Source organism: Ciceribacter lividus, from assembly GCF_003337715.1.
GTDB lineage: Bacteria > Pseudomonadota > Alphaproteobacteria > Rhizobiales > Rhizobiaceae > Allorhizobium > Allorhizobium lividum.
On sequence record NZ_QPIX01000026.1, the window covers coordinates 1 to 1,445 of the forward strand.

Genomic DNA, 1,445 nt, shown 5'->3' on the forward strand with positions numbered 1-1,445 from the left:
CCGAACTCGACCCCACCCTCGACGACCAGGGAATCCCGGGCAAGCGGCAGGCCGGATACCGTGAACGCATCGCCACCGGACGCGAAGCGCGCGAGCGCGACGGGTGTATCGCCATAGGCGTGGCGGTAGCCGAGAGTGCCACGCAAGGTCGCCGTCACGTCACCGACACTGAACTTGCTGTCGGCCCGCATGCCGAGGGTAACGAAGGTTGCATCGGCACTCTGCTCTGCCAGCGTCAACGCCGCAGCGCCGCCGCTTTCTCCGGTGCCGTCCGAATGCAGGTTCACGTATGCGAGATTGGCGAATGGCTCGAAGCGAGCCTCGCCGAGCGCGACGGTATACCCGACCTCGCCGTAGGCCTGCACGGTGCGTGCATCATAGGTCGAGGACAGGCTGTCGGAGAAGCCGGCAAAGGAAACGTCGCGCGTCGTATCGATACCGTGCCAGCTGTAGGAGAAGCCTCCACGCAGGGCCAGACCGCCCCATTGCGCACCGGCATAGGTGCCGAGCGTGAGGGTGTCGATCGAGGCCGTCGACGCCAGATCCGGGATGTCGACCTGCGTACTGCCATACCCGGCGAACACGCCGGCACGCACATTCTCGATCACCAGGGCGTCCGCGCCCATGAGGAAACCGCCGGTCGAGCGATCCATCTGGTAGGCGTTTCCGTCGCTGTCCGAATGTGCCCAGGCACCATAGCCCTGACCCCACAGTGCGAGATCCTGGGAGATTTTCTGTTCCGTCGTGGCGTTGCCGTCGGACCCGACCCCGGACATGGCCTGACGCAGACGGTCCATGCTCGTCTCGCGCGCAAAGCGGCTGTCTTCGAACAATGCGGTGTTGGTCGAGGCGTACACCTCCCCGGAGAGTTGCCCGATCGCATCGGGAGCTTCACCCGTGCTCAGGTTGAGAACGGCATTGTAAACCGTTCCCGAAGCCAGCGACTGGACGCCCCGCGCCGTTGCACACTGGTTGGCCGTGTAACCGTTCAGACAAAAATCGGAGACGGCCAGATCGGACGTCAGATAGACATTGTTGGCGTCGTAGGAGAGCGCGAAGTCGAGATAGGCGTAGTCATCGCTGAGATTTTCGAATTCGCCCGTCCGCCCGCCGGCAGCCGTGAGGATCGTGTAGACCGTCCCGTCCTGATAGCTTGTCCCCGTGTCCGCGCCATTCTCCGCCGTCACGAAGACCGACCCACCGTTGATCGCAGCGGTTCCGCTGGCATTGATCCAGTCGTTATGGGTGCCGGCCGTATTGCCTCCGCCCTTCAGCTCCACGGTATAGTTCGAGCCCTTGGCAAAGCTGATGTCACCCGTATGGAGGGTGCCGATGGAATTGCCCGGCTTGACCGTGCTGCCCGAGGCGACCGTCACCTTCGAGAGCGTGCCGGAGCCACCCAACACGCCGTTTGTGACGGTGATGTCGCCTCCGAGAGTGCCGTT

At 63.7% G+C, this 1,445-nt stretch carries 1 protein-coding gene; it reads right to left on the reverse strand.

What is annotated here, in order from left to right:
- Positions 1-1,445: autotransporter family protein (locus tag DFR48_RS21675; protein ID WP_114365288.1), on the reverse strand; the 1,445-nt coding region annotated here is incomplete at both ends.